Source organism: Neokomagataea anthophila (genome assembly GCF_018122595.1).
GTDB lineage: Bacteria > Pseudomonadota > Alphaproteobacteria > Acetobacterales > Acetobacteraceae > Gluconobacter > Gluconobacter anthophilus.
Map to the genome: position 1 here is coordinate 140,231 of NZ_JAGRQH010000001.1, position 21,090 is coordinate 161,320.

The following is a 21,090-nucleotide window of genomic DNA, read 5'->3' on the forward strand; positions in this document are numbered from 1 at the left end:
GCCCTCGCCCATCAGCTATCCTATTCCGCGTACGGTCCCTCAAGTGCTGCAATTGCAGCATCGCGGTCTTCCTTCCCGAAGACCGATGACCCCGCCACCAACATTGTTGCCCCAGCCGCTACAGCCTGCGCCGCTGTCTCTGGCCCAATTCCACCATCAACACCCAGCACAATATCACGTCCAGATGCTTTGATCATCTCTGCAAGCTTACGGATTTTCGGTAATTGGCTCTCAAGAAACTTCTGCCCCCCAAAGCCTGGGTTCACCGTCATCACCAAAATAATATCCACCAGATCCAAAACCTGAGACACCGCTTCTGGCGGCGTTGCCGGGCATAATGCAATCCCCGGACGGCAGCCTAAAGCCTTAATCGTCTGCAACGTCCGGTGCACATGGGGCGCATTTTCAATATGCACCGTAATGTGATCAGCACCCGCCTTTGCTGTTGCTTCAAGATAAGGATCCACTGGATCAATCATCAAATGCACATCAAATTTAGCCCCCGTATCACGCGGCAAAGCCGCAATAATAGGCGGACCAAACGAGATATTCGGCACAAAATGGCCGTCCATCACATCAAGATGTAACCACGGCGCACGCGCCACAGAACGCGTTTCCTCTGCGAGACGCCCATAATCAGCCGCAAGCAAGCTAGGAGCAACAAGAATTGGAGAACGATCAGTCATAACGCTATCTATCCGCAATGCTCGAACAAGACGCAAGCCGCTTATCGGCCCTTACACATCTATAAAACCACAACCCCCGTCCATACTCTAGAGGTTGTCGCTCCATTCACACATGGAGCACAGCGCAACTCTTGGGAAGGTTCTGCGTCCTTGAAAGAAGGTTTTACACTAACACATTTTCCTGATCTCTTCACCGCTGTGGAGCCCTGTATGTTTGATCGCCTTTCCCCCGTCTTGCTCGACTCCTCCACATGGATCCGCCAGCCAGCACATACCGCATGGCTAAAAGCGCGTGGAGAAGACCTCTTGCTCTTTAGTCGCAAAGGGCAAGTCGATGGTGGCTTTACGGGGTTAGACCTCACAGGGCAGCTCCCCCCCAAAGCGGCTGCAGAAGCGACTCTCACAGCACGTTGCGCCCACGCTTTTGCCGCAGCAGCACTCAAAGGTATCCCCGGCAGCGCAGCACTCAGCCAACATGCCTTAAACGGGCTGCGCAGCACTTTTCAGGATACCGAGCATGGTGGCTGGCGGCATTACGCCGACAAACCGCAAGAACGTAAGCAAGCTTACCTTCATGCCTTCATTGCGCTCGCTGCATCCTCTGCAACAGTTCTTGGCCTTACAGGAGCACAGGAACTCCTGCATGACGCCACGACATGCATCGAGCAACATTTCTGGTCCGAAGACGAAGGCGTCATGCGCGAGAGTTTCGCCGCAGACTGGTCAGACGAAGAAGATTACCGTGGTGCCAACAGCAATATGCACTCCACCGAGGCCTTCCTTGCTCTCGCTGATGTCACAGGTGATACAAAATGGCTCCACCGTGCCCTGCGCATCGTGACGCGATTTGTGCATGAACTCGCAGCGTCACAAGACTTCGCCATGCCCGAACATTTCGACCGCAACTGGACATTACTCAAAGACTACCATCACGACCAACCCACACACGATCTCCGCCCCTACGGCATGACACCGGGGCACTTTGTCGAGTGGTCACATCTCACCTTAAAGCTTGAATCGGCCCTACTCCGCCACGGCCTCCACGCCCCCGGCTGGCTCCTGCATGACGCACAGTCTCTCTTCGAAACTGGTATGCACGCAGGTTGGAATACCGACGGCAAACCCGGCTTAATCTACACCATTGACTGGGACCACAAGCCACACGTCTCAGCCCGAGTACACTGGGCACAAGCCGAAGCCCTCACCGCAGCCATTCTTTTGTATAAACGCACTGGCAACACTCAGTACGAAGAATGGTACCGCACCATTTGGGATTATATCGATACCACCCTCATCGACCGCACACATGGGAGTTGGTTCAATGAAGTCACCCCCGAAGGCATTCCTTCAGAAACGATTTATCAAGGCAAAGCAGACCTCTACCACGCCTACCAATCTACTCTAGCGCCACTAATGCCCGCAGCCCCCAGCCTCGTCACGGCTCTACGCGCAACACAAAGCCTTTCCGAATAACCACACCCAACGATGCTCCAGGCACTCTACCCAACAGCGGATCGCACAGCATGCGTCTCTACTCGCACGGTAGAGTGCCAAGACGATATCCATTCAAGCCAACCACCCACTAATGACAACCCTCATTATGGCTTATGCATACGTGGCTCTATCAGCACGGAAACCTTAGCTTTGAAACGCATTTAGCGTCTTTAACGCTACTGAGGCCCCACCCATTTGGGCATTAACCGTACCTGAATCACGCGAAATACCCGTAATCGTACCGCTTACCGTCGTTGGAAGTGCAACACTTGTACCGTCAGTCGCTGTGCCTTCAGCCGCGACATAATACCCACCATCAGCGAGTTGATTACCCGCATTGTCTTTACCATCCCAATGCCAGCTCTGCTGACCCGCTGCCGCCGAGACAGTTTCGCTGCGTACAACTTGCCCCGCAGTATTCGTCACCGCAATAGCCACATCACCTGCTTGTTGTGCGGTATAACTTAAATTCGCTTGACCATTTTGCAGCGGTAAAGACGAAGTCGTAGCCGTGGTCGTTTTGCCAATCAAACTTGCTCCACTCGTTAACTGACTGTCTTGTGTAGCGGAGAGCAAACTCGACAATGTCGTATTCGACTGTACCTGCTGCTGTACACCAGCAAACTGCGCGACCTGCGCTGTAAAATTATTACTATCCGTCGGATTCGTAGGGTCTTGATGCTGTAACTGCGCAGTCAGCAACGTCAAAAATTGATTAAAATTCCCTGCTATCGAAGACAAAGCCGCACTACCAGCACTACTCGCTGTTGTACTGGTCGTATCTGAGGTGTTTTTCGCTGTCGTCGCACTACTTCGTGCGGCCGATACCGCTTGGGACAGCAATGAATCCTGCCCACTCGTTGATGTTACTGATACACTCACCTTAATAATTCCCTCATCCCATTACGCCATAAGATCCACGACGCCACGCCCCCAGCGTGATGGCCGCACACGCCCATTATTCATTGGTAATTCTGTGCCAGAAACATCCTCGTCCTGCCCTGCCCGCGTTATACTCCCCACGCCTCCACTCTTCACCTTCGGTTCAACAAAGAGACCCATCGTGACATGGACCTCACCGGAAAGGGCCTGTCCCGGTAGCGGGGTCTGCTCCAAAGCGCCCAGCAACGACACACGATCCTGCGTCAGCATATGCAATGTCTGCGGATCATCCGCCGCAATATGTATGTGCTTTGCACCCTCGGTATTTTCATGAATCGCCACACGCACATGCCCTTGTTCGGCAAGGTCCATATGAATCCAACTATGGTGCCCATTCTCCGTAGAACTGTGCAAAATCTGCGGAGCACCTTCATCCACCCTAGGCGTATGCTGCGCTTCTGGGGTTTCCCTCGCCTCATCTAATGACTGTGTATGAGAGACCTCATCAGGTCTCTCTTGAGGCGGATTCTCCTTAAGGTCCTGCTCTAAAACATCACTCGCAGCAGGCAATTCCACAGCAGGATCGGCAGAACTAACACCCTCACATGTGCCATTTTCTACCCCTTGCACGGCATCATCTTCAGCACCGATAGAATCATCACCCGTACCAACCACATGCTGACTATCTGACACCGTCGAAGCGTTCACCTCACGTGGCACAGACGATTGCGCTGCTTCAGGGGGGGAATGTTCCCGGTCACTACCGCCGCTCGAACACGTCAAAACAGCAGAGTGCTGGGACGCTTCGTTGACTTCCCCACCTGCCCCTTTTCCCAAACGTTGAGACGGCATTTCAACAGCACCCTTGAGCCGCTCACCGTGCCCATCCGTGCCCTCTTCATCCGTCGTAGACTTCTCCGCTCCGATATGACCAGCTTCTCCACCAGACGCAGTACCACGCGGAGCCCGCTGCATGGCGGCCGCTCTCTCCCCCGCCGCTCCAGCCTTTTGAAAAGCCGCACTCGTATCGCTTTTTAACTGCCCGTATGCCGTATTCTTCGGCTCCGCGGTCACAGAGCGCTCACCGGACGTAAATATCGTCTTTGAGATACTATGAGGCATCACGGTGGTCGGCGGTCGCGCAACAGGCTCCGCCTTCGGCTGTGCTTGAGCGTGTTCATAACTTTTTAGAAATGCGTCAAACCGACCTTTCACCATGTCCTGCGCCATAAGCGCACTCGTCCCACCGCTCGACGTATTCGTACGACCAGACATCCATAATTGCCCTACCAACGGCAGAGAAGGATTGTGAGACATGGCAGACGTGAACTTCCCGAAAACGGTATGACACAACCATCACACCATGCCCGAGAGTCTTTAAGGAAGCGTTACCACCCCCAAAAGATCACGTTTATTTATGCCCTATATTCGGCTGCAAAGCATCGTATTGTGGCGAACCGGGATATGGCCCCCGCGCCACATGCGGAGCCCCTTCACAGTCCGGCTGCGGATTATTAACCGCAAAAACCTGTACCTTATGCGCTGATACCGACATCAAGCCGCGTACCGTCACGGCTTTTCCTACAGCCAGTGTGGAACGTAAACCTTCCGGCACATTCAATACCGTGCCATCGCGCAAAACAGCGCCGTCATCCGTCAAACGGATGACCACCCCCTGCACCACTGGCAGAGGGCTGACATCATATTCACAAGGTGCTGCCGCGGCGGATGACGCCATCATGCATAGACTAAAAGCCGTTAAAACGCCGCGCCAAACACCCATAACTCACCTCAGTGACGGAAATGCCGCATCCCAGTGAAGACCATTGCAATACCAGCCTTGTCAGCCGCATCAATGACTTCTTGGTCACGGATAGAACCACCCGGCTGGATCACAGCCACAGCACCAGCTGCAACAACACTTTCCAAACCATCTGCAAAGGGGAAGAACGCATCAGATGCCGCTACAGATCCCGTCGTCAACGGTTCTTGTTCACCGGCGGCTTCCGCAGCATCCGCGCTTTTGCGGGCCGCAATACGCGCACTATCAACACGTGACATCTGCCCCGCGCCGATACCAACCGTCGCACCGTCCTTTGCGTAAATCACCGCATTGGACTTCACATGCTTCGCTACACGGAACGCGAAAAGAAGATCACGCATCTCAGCATCTGTCGGTGCACGCTTCGTCACAACCTTCAGATCAGCTTCCGTCACATGACCAGCATCACGGCTCTGCGCCAAGAAACCACCTGCAACCGTCTTTACGGCCAGACCTTCGGCCTTCGGATCAGGCAAACCACCTGTCAGTAACAAACGCAGATTCTTCTTCGCGGCCAAAACTTCGAGTGCTTCTGGCTCTGCATCCGGCGCAACGATAACTTCCGTGAAGATCGCTGAAATACGCTTCGCCGTTGCAGCATCCAGCGTACGGTTCACGGCAACGATGCCACCAAAAGCCGAAACCGGATCACAGCGCAGAGCCGAAACCCATGCATCTTCCAGCGTCTCAGCAGAAGCCACACCACATGGGTTAGCGTGCTTCACAATCACAACACTCGGTGCCGAGAATTCTGCCACAGCTTCAAAAGCTGCATCCGTGTCGTTCAGGTTATTGTAGCTCAGCGCCTTACCCTGAACCTGACGTGCCGAAGCCAAACCCGGACGCGTGCTGCCATCACGGTAAAAAGCTGCCTGCTGATGCGGGTTTTCACCATAACGCAGCAAATCACCGCGTGTACCCGACAAGGTCAGCGTCTGCGGCAACAAATCACCAGCCTGCTGCGCAAACCAACGTGAAATCATCGAGTCATAAGCCGCCGTATGCGCATAAGCAGCGGCCGCATAAGCACGACGTTCAGCATGCAACGTTCCACCCGCTTCAAGGGCACTAATCAAACCAGCATATTGGTCAGGGGACGTCAGAATAACCACATGATCATGGTTTTTAGCAGAGGCACGGACCATAGCCGGACCGCCAATATCAATGTTCTCAATGCAGTCTTCAACACCTGCACCAGACGCAACCGTCGCAGCGAACGGGTAAAGATTCACACAGACCAGATCAATCGGCGCAATGTTGTGCTGCGCCATTTGTTCTTGATGGCTTGCCAGATCACGACGGCCCAAAATGCCACCATGCACTTGCGGCACCAGCGTCTTAACGCGACCATCCAAAATCTCGGGGAAACCCGTATGTTCGGAAACATCTTTCACCGTCAGGCCCGCTTCGCGCAACGCACGAGCAGATCCCCCGGTTGAGAGGAGTTCGGTGCCATGGGCGGCGAGCGCACGCCCAAGCTCGATAAGCCCGGCTTTGTCAGAAACAGAGAGCAGAGCGCGGCGGACAGGGATACGGTTTTCGGTCATGATGGGAGAGCCATATCCCCGGAAAACGGCACATGCAACCGTTGATGTGCAGGACGGTGCAGATCATGCCCCAAATGTATCGGCATTGCATTCCAACCACACCACCCGAGCAACGCCAAAGTCGGCACCAACAAACACACTTCTCCAACCCCGCCCGTCTTCACATACGGCCAAACCGATACACGTGAACGACTCAACGGCCCAAAAAGCTGACAGCCCCCGGTAGGCAAATCCACACAGATGTGACTCGCCACCCCTAAGAGCAAAGCGCCCAACGGCCCTGCCAATACATCTTCTCCAAAGAGCACTCGACACAAAACAGACACAGCAACCCAAAATACCGCCGAATGCGTCAGCCCCCTATGGCCACACATCCGCGCAATTGGGCGAGACAACCATTTCATCCGCGCACCCATCATGGAGCGCTCCGTATCAATATCAGGTAAAAGACTTCCAATCAGAGCCGTGAAAAATGAAACAATATCCGGTGTCAAAATATGCCACCGCATGGCACAAAACGATGTAAATGCACCAACGAGAAGATGTGAACGACCTGTCATAAGGCGCAGTAACAATCAGTCCTTGCGCGAAGATGCAAGAGCTTCCGTGAATTGCCACCCACCACCCAAAGCCCGATATAAATCAACGAGTTGCGTATTCATCTGCGTTTGCACAGCCGCCAAACTCGTTTCACTGGCCAAAACCCGTGCCTGCGCTTCATCCACCTCTAAAAATGGCACAGCTCCAGCCACATAACGCTGCCGCGCCGCCGCCAGCGCCAAACGATTCTGCTTCACGGCTTCCGCCAGTTGAGCCCGTTGCTCCTGCACCTGCGCATAGCCGGTCAGCGCATCATCAACATCACGCCATGCATCCAAAACCGTCTGGCGATAGGCCAAAGCCGCCTCCTTCTGTGCAGCCTCACGCAAATGCAGTTCCCCGCGCAACCGGCCGCCTTCAAAAATGGGCACGTTCAATGTCGGGCCGAGCGTGAAATATTTGGCCACAGGCAAAAAGAAATCTCCCGCAGAGAGAGACTGCGTCCCTAAATTCCCCGCCAGCACAATATCCGGGTAAAATGATGCCTTCGCCACCCCCACACGCGCCGTCGCCGCATGCAACCGCGCATCTGCCAACATCACATCTGGCCGCCTCTGCGCCAAACTCGACGGCACACCAACCGGTACTGCGGCCGGGACAACAGGCTGCGGCTTTACTGGCGATAATTCAGCCTCCAAGGCCCGCGGCGGCAGTGCGAGAAGAGAGGCAATCGCGTTCATCAATGCCGATTCTTCGGTCCGCAAAGGGGCCAGCGCACTTTGCGTACTCGCCACCCGTGCCTTCGCTTCCGCCAGCTCTAATTCCGTCGCAGCGCCATCACGCATGCGGTCTTGCACCAATGCCAAATCATGCTGCGTAAGCGCTAGATTACGTTCCGTCAGAGCCCGCTGCTCCTGCGTACCCCGCAGCTGCATATACGCACTCACAATGTCCGACACACTTGCCAGTGCTACCGCACGCCGCGCTGCCACGGCTTCATCAGCCTCAGCTTTCCCCGCCTCCACCGCCCGACGTACCATGCCGAACAGGTCTAAATCCCACCCTGCTGACGCCATGTTGGTGAAATAATTATACTGCAAATTCGCGCCCGGCCGAGGCTCTGCCAAAGACAAAAAGCCCCGCGTACTTTGCTGTGTCCACGTATAAGCGCCAGCCCAATTCACACTTGGCAAACCTTGCGCCGCCGCAATTTGCACCTGAGAGCGAGCGGCTGAAATCCGCGTCGCCGCTTCCTGCAAGGCCAAATTCTGCTGACCCAGCCGTTCCACCAGATGATTTAATTCTTCATCATGGAAACTACGCCACCACGTAACATCCACTTCCCCCGCATAGGTTGCACTCGGCGCACCCGGCTCACGCCCCCAATGCTCTAAACCGGTCATATGTGGCGTCTGATAATTCGGCCCCACGGTACACCCAGCCAACAGTCCGGCAACACACCATGTAGCAACCTGCTTCATTCCGCGCATCATTTCGCCGTCACCGATCCTGCACGCGAGTGCGCCTGTGCACCCACAACATCCGCCAAACCTGTCTGTACGGTCGTTTCTACCGATAGCCCCATACGCAGCAGACCCGCCTCTTTCTGCCCCGGTTTCAACGTAATCTTCACCGGCAAACGCTGCACAATTTTCGTAAAATTCCCCGTCGCATTTTCCGGTGCCAAAGGCGCAAAGGCAGCCCCTGAAGCCGGCGGCACACTATCGACCACACCCTCCAGATCGAGGTTATACGCATCCACATGAATCCGTACCGCCTGCCCGGGCTTCATATTCCGCAACGCCACTTCACGATAATTCGCTTCAATCCACAGTTCATTCATCGGGACCACTGCCATGAGCGCTGCACCGGGGCCAACATAATTCCCAAGCTGCACGCTCCGCTCACCAACCATGCCATCAAACGGCGCAATAATACGGGTATAAGAGAGATTAAGTTCCGCCTGATGCACCCGGGCACGATCAACAGCTAACGTCTGCTCCGCTGCATCATGCCGCGCTTTCAAAATGGGAATCTGGTCTTGAGTCGCCTGCACATCGGCTTCCGCCCCCTGCAAAGCGGCCTGCAACTCACCAACCTGTGCCGCATAATGCTGATGCGTTTCAGCACTTCCCGCCCCTGTGCGCGCCAAGTCCCGATAACGCTGCAAATTTTGCTGAGCAAAAACCAACTCAGACCGCAAACGTGCCACCGCAGCTTGCGCTTGCAGCACCAAAGAAGGCTGACGCGTTTCCGCAGCCGCAGCATCCAAAACCAGCGCCTCATCATGCGCTAACGTCGCCCGAGCCTGATCCAACGCTGTGCGATAATCACGGTCATCCAACGTCGCCAAAACCTGCCCGGCTTTCACAACTTGATTGTCATCCACATCAACACTGACAATCTGCCCCGGAATACGCGGCGCAATCGTCGCATAATGCGCCGTCACATACGCATCATCGGTGGAAACATTGGCACTTGGTACAAAGATAATACCCAACACAATGCCAACAAAAACCACCACTACCACCCCTGCCAGAAAAAAGGGCCATTTGGGCGTTTTCTTCTGATGATTATCGGCAGGATTCATGATCATGAACTTTCATGGCACGTACTATTTCTTCGCCAAAGCAATACGCGGCGGATAGGTTCTCTCAGGAACCAAAAGTACAAGAAAAATAAGAAAAATAACGAGTCCAGCAACCACCAAATACAAATCACTCAATACCAGAGCGCGCGTCTGATGCGCTAGTTCATAGGTCTGATACCGCACACTCACGGGTGTGCGCGGCACGCCATTCGGCAATAAAGGCGTTGGGTACTGCAAGGCCGGATTTGCCCCCTGCCACAAACGAAAACGCTCTTGCCCCAAATGATCCGTTAGTCGGTCAGAGTGCAAACTCCCCCGCCAGCGCTGCACCAACTGCACCAGCCATACTCCAACGGTAGAGGCCATCCCCCTTGGGCAATTCACCATCGCAGCAGCAAACGGGCCTTCTTGTGGCGAAAGAGAGTTCGTGGCCATGAGCAACATGCACATCACCACCATGGAACCACCCACGCCGAAAAACCCTTGCCAGAGATAAAACTCCCCACGATCCCACACCGTCGTGACAAAACTACCCCCAAGGCACCCCACCAACAAGCAGAGTAACCCCGTCAAACTGACCACACGGCAATCAACCCACTCCCGGTTCAACAACCACGCCAGAAAAGGCAGCATGATGAGCTGAATGAGCGCGATCTCCAGCGTAATCCCGTAACTTTGCTCAGGCCGATACCCCGCTAAACTGGCCAGTGCTCCACCCGGTATCGCCGTTGATGCAATCGTCGTTAAAACAAAAACCGGTAGCGTAATGGCGCCATAAGCAAAGTTACGCCGGGACAAAAGCTGGAACTTAAAGAGCGGCAATTCATGAAACCACTCATTCACAACAAAAAGCGGGATTGAGACGGCAGAAATCAAAGCCAGAATACAGATCAGTTCAGAGTTAAACCAATCCAGCCGATCCCCCTGCTGCAACATGGTTGTAAGCGACGAAAAGCCAATCACCGCCAAAACCATACCGCGCCAATCAATCTGGCGGAAACGCTCATAACGCGGCGCATCAACCGGCATTCCAAACCACACAAGCACCAAAGCTAAAGCGCTCAACGGCACGACTTGGAAGAAAGCAAACTGCCACCCCACCAGATCACACCACAAGGCCGCTAAGGCCCCGCTTAAATACGGAAAGAGAGTCGCTGTAGACGCATAAGCTGCCAAACCGACCAAGCGGATTTTAGGTGCTAAGACACGCAATGCCACCGTCATCAAAAGCGGAATAGCAAATCCACCCGAAAGCCCCTGCAAACTCCGCAACATAAGCAAAGCCGGGACAGCCGTAATAAACGGTATAAAAACGCTCGATACCGTCGCGAGCGCAATCACGAAAAAGATAAAACGCCGTAGCGAGAATGTAATCCCCAACCACGGAGAGAGCGCGAGACCTAAAACCTCACCCGTTGTATACAGACTGGAAAACCACGTCGCCGGGTCATGACTAAACCCCAACCCGCCCATAATATCAGGCAAAGATTGACTAGAGACCTGCTCATTAAGCCCCGTCGCCAAGGCTAAAACAATAACCCCCGCCAACCCGACCAGAGGCTTCTTAGCTGCGTCCATAAAACAAGAACGCCTTTCCTTTGCCTTCCCAGCACAATGCCAGAAAACGCCGCCTATAATCCCGCTTCAATTCCATAAAAAGCATATGGACCACTCTAGAGTATCTCCCAGAGTGGCCCATTATAAATAATTCTATATTATTTATACCGCTCTAAGTCAGGATGCCTTAAAGGCCGAAGCCACTTTCGCACGGCGCGTTACTTCAGCCGCATCAAACTCACCAGCCGTTAACCAAGAACCACCAACACAAGAAACCGATGGCAAAGACAGCCATTCTTGCGCTGTTGCTTCCGTAATACCACCCGTCGGGCAGAAACGAACCGCACCAAAAACGCTCGACAGCCCCTTAATGGCCGGCAGACCACCATTCGTCACCGCCGGGAAGAACTTGAAGCGCGTCAGCCCCAAATCCAAACCACGCATAATGTCACCCGCATTGGCCACGCCCGGCAGGAACGGCACATCATGCTCCACAGCAGACTTCGCCAAAGACTCCGTCAAACCGGGGCTCACAATAAACTCCGCCCCCGCTTTGACGGATGCTTCCAAATCCTTCGGGTTGAGTACCGTGCCAGCACCCACCAGCGCGCCCTCAACCTTGGACATCTCAGCAATCACTTCAAGCGCGCATGGCGTGCGCAACGTCACTTCCAACGTGGTCAAACCACCGGCGACCAGCGCCTCCGCCAATGGACGCGCCTGAGCAACATCCTTCACCACCAGCACGGGAATAACCGTGCTGCGGGTCATAACGGCGTCAAGTTTCGCAGTATCGCTCATGATCGTTCGATCCTCTCCATCAAGGCCAGACAAGGAGGCCTTTTCAGAACTCGTCTCCAACCGTGTCTAGCACGTGGTCCATTTGGGCCAACATAGCAGAGGCACCCTCTTCCGCAGAGCTATGAACACTCCGCATCAGGGCGAACAACTCACGCCCCGTACCAACACCCGGAGGAGGAATATCAGCCGGCGTCCGTGCGGCCCATTCTTCTTCTGACACCAGCACTTCAATAGACCCCGTCACAGCGCAAACGCGGACCATATCGCCATCTTTAATCTTTGCGATTGGACCGCCTACCTGCGCCTCTGGGCAGACGTGAATAGCCGATGGCACCTTACCACTAGCGCCAGACAAGCGGCCATCCGTCAGCAAAGCCACATGGAAACCCCGGTCCTGCAACACGCCAAGCGTCGGCATCAGCTTATGCAGTTCCGGCATGCCATTGGCTTCGGGACCTTGGAAGCGCACAACCACCACAACATCCCGTTCCAACTCACCGCGTTTAAACGCAGCACCAACGTCGTTTTGGTCATGGAACACACGTGCTGGTGCTTCCACCGTCAAATGCTCTTTTGCAATCGCACCGCTCTTATAGATGCAGCGCCCAACATTACCACTCATGAGCTTAATGCCGCCATCCGGCAAGAATGGCTCTGCCACATCTCGTAGAACATCACGATCAGAAGATGGCTCTGCTGGCACATACGCCAACTCGCCTTCCTCTAGCGTCGCACGCTGCGCATAATCAGCAAAACCATTGCGGGAAACAGTCATAATATCTTGATGCAACAGCCCTGCACGAGACAGTTCTGCAATCACCGTCGGCATACCACCAACACGATTAAAACCGTTCACATCTTCAGAGCCTGATGGATACACACGCGTCATCAACGGCACGACTTTAGAGAGATCACTCAGATCTTCCCAGTTCATGATAATGCCCGCAGCACGTGCAATCGCCGGAAGATGGATCGTATGGTTCGTAGAGCCACCTGTCGCCAACAAACCAACAGCTGCATTCACGAGCGCACGTTCATCGACACATTCTGCCAGCGGGCGGGCATCGTTCCCGTTCATGCTGATCTCAGACAAACGATGGATACTCGCACGCGTCATCGCCTGACGCAGCTTTGTATGTGGGTTAATAAAGGCTGAGTCCGGCATCATGAGACCCATAATCTCAACCATCATCTGGTTCGTATTCGCCGTGCCGTAGAACGTACATGTCCCAGCGCTATGATACGAAGCATTCTCTGCTTCCATCAGTGCATCTGTCCCAACCTTACCCTGCACGTAAAGCTGGCGAATACGCACCTTCTCTTTGTTCGGAAGGCCTGAAGTCATAGGCCCAGCAGGGATCAACATCGTCGGCAAATGACCAAAGCGCAACGCGCCCATCAACAGGCCGGGAACAATCTTATCGCAAATACCAAGAAGGGCCACGCTTTCAAACATACCATGGCTCAGCCCTACAGCCGTGGACATCGCGATCACATCACGGGAGAACAGAGAAAGCTCCATGCCCTCCTGCCCTTGCGTCACGCCGTCGCACATAGCAGGGGCACAACCAGCCACTTGAGCCGTCGCACCGACCTCACGCGCAAACAACTTAATCTGCTCTGGATAACGCCCGTAAGGCTGATGCGCCGACAGCATATCGTTATAGGTGGAGATGATGCCGATATTATTCGTGCGCGTTTGCATCAGACTCGGCTTATCGCCTTCTGATGCCGCAATAGCATGTGCGAGGTTACCACAGGCCAAACGTGGCCGCGAAACACCCTTCTCTCGATTACGCTCCATCAAAGCGAGGTAACGTCGACGCGAAATCTTCGATCGATCGATGATCCGGGCAGTTACGCTCTCTAAGACGGAATTCAGAGACATGGGAACTCTCGCTACTCGTCTGCCATAACCAGCAAACGAAAGACCTTTTCCGTCGCCAGTCACAGCATCGTGATGGGAGCCCTTTCATACGGAATAGCGGCGAGATCGGCAACCATCCTATGACCAATTAAAGAGCACTGGAATAATACTATTTCTTACAGGAAGAGATTTTTTTATCTTAATTTTCCGACAGTATAGCTGGGGAAACGATTTATTTCCTTCCCGCATATCATAATGACGCCATGATTTTTCTTCATGGCAAACATTCACGAATTGTTTATCAGTACCACGCCGATGCTGGCAGAGGCGACAAAAGCGCATTCTCCATCCGCACCAAAAGCGGCGCAATCGCCGGTGGCCATTTGCCAGTTTTTAACGCTTCAGCACGAATAGTACTCCGCGACTGTGCATCTTTATAAGGCCATAAATGTGCAAAACGCGGCGTACCTTCTAAGGACACCAAAGCACAACATAAAGGGGACAGCGTTTCTCGCGCGACCAAGGCGTGATTGAACAACTCAACCACTCCGTTCATTTTATCTGGATGGGCTTCGTAGCAACGCCATTCATAAAGAGAACCATACGCCCCAGACTCTAAAACTGGCGTTACCACACGCCAAGACGTCGCTTCTTCTCGGACCAACACATCTCGCGGTACATGCGCCAAAAGAGCCTGCCGTGCATCACGCAGCTGCTCAAGAGACTCCGCAAAACGTAGCACCATAATCCGGTTCAGCGGGCCGGTCTCTGTCACCCAAAGACCAAGCCCACTGATATTTTCCAACGCTGCCGCAACGCGGGAGACAAGACCAGGACGAATATCGAGAGCCAGTGTTTCCGCGTAACGCACAGCGTTTTCCTCTACTTAAAGCATCAACCTTGTGGCGTTTGCGCCGCCACAAATTTTTCCAGCCAATGAATCGTGTAATCACCCTTCTGGAATTGAGCATCTGCCAAAATTTTACGATGCAGCGGGATCACGGTCTGAACCCCTTCCACAACGCATTCATCCAACGCACGCTGCATACGTGCGATTGCTTCTGCGCGTGTCGGTGCATGAACAATCAACTTGGCAATCATGCTGTCGTAATATGGTGGAATACGATAGCCCGCATAAATCGCGCTATCCATACGCACACCAAGACCACCCGGTGCATGGAAAACCTTAATCGTACCTGGGCTTGGGGCGAAGGTTTCAGGGTTTTCCGCGTTAATACGGCACTCAATTGCATGACCAGAGAACGTAATGTCGGACTGCTCATAACCGAGCTTCTCGCCCGCAGCGATACGAATCTGCTCACGCACCAAGTCCACACCACAGACCATTTCCGTCACGGGGTGTTCAACCTGAAGACGCGTATTCATCTCGATAAAGCAGAACTGACCATCTTGGTACAAGAACTCAAGCGTCCCCGCATTACGATAGCCCATCTTCGCTAGCGCATCCGTCGTTGTGCGACCGATAGCATCACGTTCTTCTGCCGTCAGAGCTGGTGAACCTGCTTCTTCCAACAGCTTTTGGTGACGGCGCTGCAAAGAGCAATCACGCTCCCCGAGATGCACCACATTCCCATGCGCATCAGCCAGAATCTGAAGCTCGATATGACGCGGACGATCCAGATATTTTTCCAGATAGACTTCATCATTACCAAAAGCCGCACGCGCTTCCGTCCGTGCAACGCTCCAAGCTTCCTCAATCTCATCTGCTGTGTGCGCAACCTTCATGCCGCGCCCGCCGCCACCAGCAGCAGCCTTAATGAGAACAGGATATCCAACCCGCTCGGCCACTTCCCGCGCTTCCGCAAGGCTAGCCAAACCGCCATCAGACCCCGGCACCAACGGCACGCCAAGCGCGCGCATCGTCGTTTTTGCCGTAATCTTATCGCCCATCATACGGATGTGCTCACCCGTTGGACCAATAAAGGCAAGACCGTGCTCTTCGACCGTTTCCGCAAAAGACGCGTTCTCAGACAAGAACCCGTAACCCGGATGAATCGCTTCCGCCCCAGTAATCGTTGCCGCTGACAAAATCGCGGCAACATTCAGGTACGAATCACGCGCACTTGGTGGACCAATGCACACAGCCTCATCGGCCAAGCGCACATGCATGGCGTCCGCATCAGCGGTTGAATGCACAGCAACGGTTTTAATGCCCATCTCACGGCAGGCCCGGAGAATGCGCAATGCGATTTCGCCGCGATTGGCGATGAGGATCTTAGAAAACATTATTCGATGATCGCCAGCTTCTCACCAAATTCAACCGGCTGCCCCGATTCGACGAGGTACTTCGTCAGCGTACCTGCGCGTGGCGCTTTAATCTGGTTAAACGTTTTCATCGCTTCGATCAGCATAATGGTCTGACCGGCAGAAACAGACTGCCCTTCCTGCACAAAAGCTGGCGCAGACGGATCCGGGGACAGGTACGCCACACCTACCATCGGACTCGGTACAGCGCCGGGGTGATCAGCAGGCGCAGCGGCAGGTGCCGCTGGCGCCGGGGCGGCTGCCGCAGGTGCTGCGACGGGAGCCGGTGCAGCAACGGCCTGCACAGGTGCTGCGCTACGGGCAACACGAATACGGCTATCTTGTTCTGCAATTTCAATTTCGGTCAGGCCGGTATCGGTCAGAATCTCGGCCAATGCCCGAATGGCATCTTTATCCACGAGCATACGGCTCATCCTTCGTCTTCGATCAGGTCAGTAATTGCTTGGAGCGCATGGGCATAACCCCGCACACCGAACCCACAGATTACACCAATTGCAGCCTGTGAAACATAGGTGTGATGTCGGAATGCTTCCCGGCGGTGAATATTGGATATGTGCACCTCGATAACAGGCAGATCGACGGATAAAAGCGCGTCCAGCAATGCTATCGACGTATGCCCATAAGCCGCAGGATTGATCACAATCCCATCAAACCGCCCTCGGCACTCCTGCACCCAAGACACGAGTTCGCCTTCGATATTCGTTTGCCGAAAATCGATACCAACATCCAACCGCTCAGCCGCCTGAATACAGATCTGCTCCACGTCATCAAGCGTGGCAGATCCGTAGATTCCCGGCTGGCGCAAGCCAAGCATATTCAAGTTTGGGCCGTTCAAAACGGCAATGTGAGGGCGTCTCATTAAGCCGCGCGATAGCACTTTCAGCACGATTGCGAAAGCACCATCGCCCTAAAACTGCCGTTTTTAAGCGTTCAAGAATAGGACATGGGTGCTATTCCATGCTAAGAGTAAGGACTTTCCGCCCTATCCTGTTCACTGGAGAAGAACCACTTGCGGTGCCATTTTCGCCTCTAAAACACACCAACATCACGCATAAACTCTGCGCCCTGCTCTTCATCGGCCTCACTCTTCCGATGTCAGCCATGGCAGAAGATACCCCGCTAAACGCAGGTTCAGCCCAACCCGTGCATACAAGCTGGGCCGATTCTGTACGTTCGGCATTGGCACACAGAACGCAGCGCTTAAAAGATGATGCCAAATGGACACAGCAAGGCATTGCGAGTTGGTATGGGCGTCAATTTCACGGTCGCCGCACAAGCTCAGGTGAAATTTTCAACACCAACGCGATGACGGCAGCACACCGCACTCTGCCTATCGGTACAAAACTCAAGGTCATGTCCGAAGAAACGGGACGGTCCGTAATCGTCACTGTAAATGACCGCGGCCCCTTTAATAACCGCGTCATCGACTTGTCTCACGCAGCCGCATCACAACTCGGCATGCTCAACAGCGGCACAGCGCATGTTAAAATAGCGCGCGTCACAGACACAAAAGCCGAGGATACCCCAGTCGAAGTTGCTGATGCGGGCCCCGCCATACCCGAGTTCCACTCCACCCATCGCATCACACCGCAACGTGCCATCACGCACCACGCCAGCGTGCGCCGCTCGCATAAAGCAGCACACATCCGGCACTAAGCGCGCTTACGCGAAACACTTAGCCGTTTTTACTCACTAAAGCTGCTTCTTCTGTCACAGGGTCTGCTCGCTCTATACCTGCGATGCGCGGCTGTATGCCTTTCCGTCGATCTTCTAGGGCTGCATTCAACTCAGCCCCCACCAGCACGACATACGCACTAACAAAAAACCACATCATGATCGCGGCCACCGCCCCTAAAGGCCCATAAGTCGCGCCATAACTCGCAAAATGCCCGACATACCATGAGAAACCCATCGAACTGAGTACCCACAGAACCGTCGAAAGCAAAGACCCGGGAAACACCCAGCGCCAGCCCCCTGCGATGTAACAAGGCCCAAAACGATAGAGCAAACTCATCGCGACAAAAACAAACAACAACATCAAAACCGGCGCTGCGATATGCACCACCATGGGAGCACCATAAGACACCAAAAAATCAAATGGTGGCGGCAATGTCCGAAGCCCAAAAACATGCAGCAAAATTTTTGGTAAATGATCAATCAGTGCAGGCGCCGCAACCATTAAAGCCAATGTCAAAGCAGCACCCAAAATCGTCATGAGGGTGGCCCCTAAGGCCAGCACTTGAAACTTAATGAAGCCACGCGTCTCATCCACATTATACGCCATGTTCAAAGCGGAAAGGATGGCCTTCGTACTCGCAGAAGCAGACCACAACGCAATGGACAAAGAAATCACCAGCCCAATCGTCAATGATGAGTGAGGTTGACTAACCAGTTGGTGAATACGATCCCCAATTAATGAATAAGCTGCTTCCGGTAAAATATGCTGCAAAACCTGCAGTTGTGGCTCAACCGTTTGCAGGTCAAACACCAATCCATACATAGAAATCAAACTGCTAATTGCCGGAAACATCGAGAGCGTCGCATAAAAAGCGCAACCTGCGGCCGAAATAGAGGTCTGCGTAGACCGTACTTCCGACACAACTTGGCGCAGCACGAGTTTCCACCCTCCGCCAGACATAGCAATCGGTGAAGTCGCTCCGGTCCCCGGAGCTTCTGGTCCCAACTGACGTGCTACACGCACACCTTCTTCATCCGGCTTAGCAGGCACCACTGCCCCCGAATCAGATGACGCCAAGGAGCGCCCAGCCTGAGAATCTAGGGATGAATTCACACAAAATACCCTCAAAATGTATCATTCTTAAAAACAGCCACACAGCCGTACAAAACACGCAACAGGTTACGCATTACAATGCTTCATCGTTGCATATTTCTTGCAGGCTTTGCCTCAAATAGGACCAAAAAGACACGGTTTTCCTTACGCATGTGGATTGGTTCTGTTTTCCACTTGCGATTCATACAAGATCGTTTAATACCCCGCGTCACGCAGCAACGCACGTGCCACTGGCCCTCTGAAGGTTACGCAACGACGTCAAGCGTTCTGGCTTAAGGGGCTCATTTTTGGGTTTCCAGCTTTCGCCGGTCCGTTCGACCGTTTCGCAACACACTCGCAGGGCGAGAGCGATCCCTGTTGAGTATGATTTGGGGAATTTGAGTGCATGACTCCCAAAATCACTCGTTTCTTGACTGAACAACAACCTGCAACGCCGTGCCTCGTCGTCGACCTCGACGTCGTGGAGCAGCAATATCATAGCTTAACCACAGCTATCCCGCAGGGACGCATTTTCTACGCCGTCAAAGCGAACCCAGCACCCGCCATTCTAAAGCGGCTTGCCTCTTTGGGATCTTGCTTTGATGCCGCCTCGATCCCTGAGATCGAAATGTGCTTGGCCGCTGGCGCTAAGCCCAGCCAAGTCTCTTATGGCAATACCCTTAAGAAGGCTGAGCATATCCGCCAAGCCCACACTATGGGCATTGACCTCTTCGTTTTTGACAGCGCAGAAGAGCTGGAAAAAATCGCAGCAAACGCCCCTGGCGCCCGCGTTTTTTGCCGCCTCGCCGTCGAAAATGAAGGCGCTGACTGGCCCTTATCACGCAAGTTCGGCACCACGACCGCACATGCGGGAGAGCTGATGCGTCGTGCACCCTCTCTTGGTCTGCATCCTTATGGTCTGTCTTTCCACGTTGGAAGCCAGCAAACAGGTACAGCAGCCTATGATCGTGCCATTGATATCGCCGGTGCCCTCTACCGCAGCCTACGCGCAGACGGTATCGACATCCGCATGCTGAACCTCGGCGGCGGCTACCCGACAAGCTATAACCGTGATGTCCCCAACGTAGAGGCATTCGGCAGCACAATCATGTCAGCCATCGACCGTAACTTCCCAGAAGCGCCACCAGAGCTTCTGCTGGAGCCTGGCCGTTACATGGTTGGTCGTGCCGGTGTTGTTTCCACAGAGGTGATCTTAGTCAGCAAACGCGGTGGGGCCGAAAAAGACCCACGCTGGGTGTATCTTGATATCGGACGTTTTGGCGGCCTAGCCGAAACGGAAGGCGAAGCCATTCGCTACATCTTCCGCACGCCACATGATGATAGCGACAGCACACGCTCTCCCTGCATTGTTGCAGGTCCAAGCTGTGACGGCGTGGACATCATGTATGAGAAAAATCGCGTTCCACTTCCCAACGCACTCACGAGCGGTGATCGAGTCGAGATTCTCGCAACCGGTGCATATGTCTCAACATATTGCTCAACTGGTTTTAACGGGTTCCCGCCCCTCAGTGAGCATTATATCTAAAAACCATCATCATTCCCCCGCCTTTCAGTGCGGGGGAAACTATGGTTTTTTGTTAAGCGACCTCACCAGAGCGCGGCAACCAATGCCCTGCACCCGCCATGCACTCTGCCAAAAGTGTTAAGGCCGTCAGCACCTGACCTGCCGCAACATGGTTAGACAATAACCCGCCTAAAATCTGACGCGCTTTATCCGTGTCATCATTCTGCGCAGCCCGTACAACATTCACCAGCGCATCTTCTGTTGTCGTCAACGTCTGAGCACCAGGACGAGAAATATTAAGCTCAGGGTGGTCCACCTGCTGTAAAAGCATTTGTGCATCTGAGAATGCCTGCTCTGCAGCATCAAATAACGGTGCAAATACATCTGGAAACATACCATCGGTCGTGCGTGTTTCCCGGCATGCTGGCATCCGAAAATGTCCTGATAAGCAGCGAATACTCCATAAAGCCAAACGTTCACAGCAGCACATATCCGTCAAACTCGACACGACACGACTCTCACCTTGCAGGTGCGACGGTGCCTGAGGATATTTTGCCTTATTCACGCGTGGATGCGCCAAACGATCAAGACCTCGCCATTGAGCCGAGGCAACAGACAGAGTTGGCTGAAACGCGATGTTCTCAGAGGCAAGGGCGGTAAAACGAGGCATGGGAAACATCTCCGAATCTCAATAGACACCCCTTTTAAATGAGAATGATTTGC

General features: G+C 53.9%; 20 protein-coding genes. 3 read left to right on the plus strand and 17 right to left on the minus strand.

Annotated elements, in window-relative coordinates; genetic code table 11:
• Positions 1-20: 20 nt before the first annotated feature.
• On the minus strand, positions 21-686 hold the full coding sequence (gene rpe, locus KB213_RS00630; RefSeq protein ID WP_068167853.1) for a ribulose-phosphate 3-epimerase: 666 nt from the start codon (positions 684-686) through the stop codon (positions 21-23).
• A gap of 210 nt (positions 687-896) precedes the next feature.
• On the opposite strand from rpe, the gene KB213_RS00635 reads away from it, so the two are divergent.
• Positions 897-2,159 carry an AGE family epimerase/isomerase gene (locus KB213_RS00635; protein ID WP_211679911.1) on the plus strand — a complete coding sequence of 421 codons (1,263 nt, stop codon included), beginning with the start codon at positions 897-899 and terminating at the stop codon, positions 2,157-2,159.
• A gap of 165 nt (positions 2,160-2,324) precedes the next feature.
• On the opposite strand, the gene KB213_RS00640 is transcribed toward KB213_RS00635, so the two are convergent.
• From KB213_RS00640 to aroQ, 14 genes are all read right to left on the minus strand, one after another.
• A complete protein-coding gene (locus tag KB213_RS00640) occupies positions 2,325-3,062 on the minus strand; it encodes a flagellar hook assembly protein FlgD (RefSeq protein WP_346266639.1) in 738 nt (245 codons plus the stop codon).
• A 21-nt stretch (positions 3,063-3,083) separates the two neighbouring features.
• The gene (locus KB213_RS00645; RefSeq protein ID WP_211679914.1) at positions 3,084-4,379 is read right to left on the minus strand and encodes a hypothetical protein; all 1,296 of its coding nucleotides are present in this window, start codon (positions 4,377-4,379) and stop codon (positions 3,084-3,086) included.
• A gap of 94 nt (positions 4,380-4,473) precedes the next feature.
• The gene (locus tag KB213_RS00650; protein WP_211679917.1) at positions 4,474-4,803 is read right to left on the minus strand and encodes a hypothetical protein; all 330 of its coding nucleotides are present in this window, start codon (positions 4,801-4,803) and stop codon (positions 4,474-4,476) included.
• A 50-nt stretch (positions 4,804-4,853) separates the two neighbouring features.
• Complete coding sequence (gene purH, locus KB213_RS00655; protein WP_211679920.1) at positions 4,854-6,431, minus strand: bifunctional phosphoribosylaminoimidazolecarboxamide formyltransferase/IMP cyclohydrolase; 1,578 nt, start codon at positions 6,429-6,431, stop codon at positions 4,854-4,856.
• Positions 6,428-6,991, minus strand: a complete 564-nt coding sequence (locus KB213_RS00660; RefSeq protein WP_211679923.1) for a metal-dependent hydrolase — start codon at positions 6,989-6,991, stop codon at positions 6,428-6,430. The genes purH and KB213_RS00660 overlap by 4 nt, the downstream gene beginning before the upstream one ends.
• 15 nt (positions 6,992-7,006) lie before the next feature.
• Entirely contained in the window at positions 7,007-8,452 is a 1,446-nt protein-coding gene (locus tag KB213_RS00665) for an efflux transporter outer membrane subunit (RefSeq protein ID WP_249110107.1), read from the minus strand.
• Between the two features lie 8 nt (positions 8,453-8,460).
• The gene (locus tag KB213_RS00670) at positions 8,461-9,567 is read right to left on the minus strand and encodes an HlyD family secretion protein (protein ID WP_211679929.1); all 1,107 of its coding nucleotides are present in this window, start codon (positions 9,565-9,567) and stop codon (positions 8,461-8,463) included.
• Positions 9,568-9,585: 18 nt separating this feature from the next.
• On the minus strand, positions 9,586-11,139 hold the full coding sequence (locus tag KB213_RS00675; protein ID WP_211679931.1) for an MFS transporter: 1,554 nt from the start codon (positions 11,137-11,139) through the stop codon (positions 9,586-9,588).
• Positions 11,140-11,295: 156 nt separating this feature from the next.
• Positions 11,296-11,919, minus strand: a complete 624-nt coding sequence (gene eda, locus KB213_RS00680) for a bifunctional 4-hydroxy-2-oxoglutarate aldolase/2-dehydro-3-deoxy-phosphogluconate aldolase (protein WP_068168138.1) — start codon at positions 11,917-11,919, stop codon at positions 11,296-11,298.
• 43 nt (positions 11,920-11,962) lie between these two features.
• Positions 11,963-13,807: a phosphogluconate dehydratase gene (gene edd / locus KB213_RS00685; RefSeq protein ID WP_068167808.1), complete on the minus strand. Its 1,845-nt coding sequence runs from the start codon at positions 13,805-13,807 to the stop codon at positions 11,963-11,965.
• Positions 13,808-14,087: 280 nt separating this feature from the next.
• Positions 14,088-14,657, minus strand: a complete 570-nt coding sequence (locus KB213_RS00690) for an NIPSNAP family protein (protein WP_211679933.1) — start codon at positions 14,655-14,657, stop codon at positions 14,088-14,090.
• Between the two features lie 23 nt (positions 14,658-14,680).
• On the minus strand, positions 14,681-16,033 hold the full coding sequence (gene accC / locus KB213_RS00695) for an acetyl-CoA carboxylase biotin carboxylase subunit (protein WP_068167802.1): 1,353 nt from the start codon (positions 16,031-16,033) through the stop codon (positions 14,681-14,683).
• Complete coding sequence (locus tag KB213_RS00700; protein ID WP_211679936.1) at positions 16,033-16,485, minus strand: acetyl-CoA carboxylase biotin carboxyl carrier protein; 453 nt, start codon at positions 16,483-16,485, stop codon at positions 16,033-16,035. The genes accC and KB213_RS00700 overlap by 1 nt, the downstream gene beginning before the upstream one ends.
• Positions 16,482-16,931 (minus strand): type II 3-dehydroquinate dehydratase, encoded by a 450-nt coding sequence (gene aroQ / locus KB213_RS00705; RefSeq protein WP_211679939.1) that lies wholly within the window; start codon positions 16,929-16,931, stop codon positions 16,482-16,484. Before aroQ ends, KB213_RS00700 begins: the two co-directional genes overlap by 4 nt.
• A gap of 155 nt (positions 16,932-17,086) precedes the next feature.
• Here aroQ and KB213_RS00710 point away from each other — a divergent pair, with 155 nt between their 5' ends.
• Positions 17,087-17,728 carry a septal ring lytic transglycosylase RlpA family protein gene (locus KB213_RS00710; RefSeq protein ID WP_408903694.1) on the plus strand — a complete coding sequence of 214 codons (642 nt, stop codon included), beginning with the start codon at positions 17,087-17,089 and terminating at the stop codon, positions 17,726-17,728.
• Positions 17,729-17,747: 19 nt separating this feature from the next.
• Here the strand turns inward: KB213_RS00710 and KB213_RS00715 are convergent, their stop codons facing one another.
• Entirely contained in the window at positions 17,748-18,863 is a 1,116-nt protein-coding gene (locus tag KB213_RS00715; protein WP_346266640.1) for a YihY/virulence factor BrkB family protein, read from the minus strand.
• Between the two features lie 385 nt (positions 18,864-19,248).
• Between KB213_RS00715 and KB213_RS00720 the strand changes: the two genes are divergently transcribed.
• A complete protein-coding gene (locus KB213_RS00720; protein WP_211679945.1) occupies positions 19,249-20,388 on the plus strand; it encodes a type III PLP-dependent enzyme in 1,140 nt (379 codons plus the stop codon).
• A 52-nt stretch (positions 20,389-20,440) separates the two neighbouring features.
• Here the strand turns inward: KB213_RS00720 and KB213_RS00725 are convergent, their stop codons facing one another.
• A complete protein-coding gene (locus KB213_RS00725) occupies positions 20,441-21,037 on the minus strand; it encodes a hypothetical protein (protein WP_211679948.1) in 597 nt (198 codons plus the stop codon).
• Between the last annotated feature and the right edge of the window lie 53 nt (positions 21,038-21,090).

Excerpts from the sequence above, each read along its gene's own strand:
- KB213_RS00635 (WP_211679911.1), top strand. The coding sequence starts at position 897 with ATGTTTGATCGCCTTTCCCCCGTCTTGCTCGACTCCTCCACATGGATC.
- KB213_RS00720 (WP_211679945.1), top strand. The coding sequence starts at position 19,249 with ATGACTCCCAAAATCACTCGTTTCTTGACTGAACAACAACCTGCAACG.
- KB213_RS00650 (WP_211679917.1), bottom strand. The coding sequence starts at position 4,803 with ATGATGGCGTCATCCGCCGCGGCAGCACCTTGTGAATATGATGTCAGC.
- eda (WP_068168138.1), bottom strand. The coding sequence starts at position 11,919 with ATGAGCGATACTGCGAAACTTGACGCCGTTATGACCCGCAGCACGGTT.
- edd (WP_068167808.1), bottom strand. The coding sequence starts at position 13,807 with ATGTCTCTGAATTCCGTCTTAGAGAGCGTAACTGCCCGGATCATCGAT.
- aroQ (WP_211679939.1), bottom strand. The coding sequence starts at position 16,931 with ATGAGACGCCCTCACATTGCCGTTTTGAACGGCCCAAACTTGAATATG.
- KB213_RS00700 (WP_211679936.1), bottom strand. The coding sequence starts at position 16,485 with ATGAGCCGTATGCTCGTGGATAAAGATGCCATTCGGGCATTGGCCGAG.
- KB213_RS00675 (WP_211679931.1), bottom strand. The coding sequence starts at position 11,139 with ATGGACGCAGCTAAGAAGCCTCTGGTCGGGTTGGCGGGGGTTATTGTT.
- KB213_RS00670 (WP_211679929.1), bottom strand. The coding sequence starts at position 9,567 with ATGATCATGAATCCTGCCGATAATCATCAGAAGAAAACGCCCAAATGG.
- KB213_RS00645 (WP_211679914.1), bottom strand. The coding sequence starts at position 4,379 with ATGTCTCACAATCCTTCTCTGCCGTTGGTAGGGCAATTATGGATGTCT.
- KB213_RS00665 (WP_249110107.1), bottom strand. The coding sequence starts at position 8,452 with ATGAAGCAGGTTGCTACATGGTGTGTTGCCGGACTGTTGGCTGGGTGT.
- accC (WP_068167802.1), bottom strand. The coding sequence starts at position 16,033 with ATGTTTTCTAAGATCCTCATCGCCAATCGCGGCGAAATCGCATTGCGC.
- KB213_RS00660 (WP_211679923.1), bottom strand. The coding sequence starts at position 6,991 with ATGACAGGTCGTTCACATCTTCTCGTTGGTGCATTTACATCGTTTTGT.
- purH (WP_211679920.1), bottom strand. The coding sequence starts at position 6,431 with ATGACCGAAAACCGTATCCCTGTCCGCCGCGCTCTGCTCTCTGTTTCT.
- KB213_RS00725 (WP_211679948.1), bottom strand. The coding sequence starts at position 21,037 with ATGCCTCGTTTTACCGCCCTTGCCTCTGAGAACATCGCGTTTCAGCCA.
- rpe (WP_068167853.1), bottom strand. The coding sequence starts at position 686 with ATGACTGATCGTTCTCCAATTCTTGTTGCTCCTAGCTTGCTTGCGGCT.